Genomic DNA, 223 nt, shown 5'->3' on the forward strand with positions numbered 1-223 from the left:
GACCTATGACGATATCGGAAACAGCCGGGACGCCGATCAGGCGCTGATCGACAACGCGGTCGCACGTTTCCTCGATTCGAAAGGCCTGTTCGGAACACCCGGGGAGGTTCTCGAGCGTGTCAATCACTGGCAGGCGCTGGGAATTGACGAGCTGGCATGTCTGATCGATTTCGGTCTGCCGGCAGACCGAATTCTGTCACATCTCACCTATCTGATCGATCTG

At 57.0% G+C, this 223-nt stretch carries 1 pseudogene; it reads left to right on the forward strand.

Annotated elements, in window-relative coordinates:
• Positions 1-223, forward strand: a pseudogene (locus E1297_RS48635) (siderophore biosynthesis protein); the annotation flags it as partial.

The sequence above is a fragment of the Roseibium sp. RKSG952 genome, from assembly GCF_009711355.1.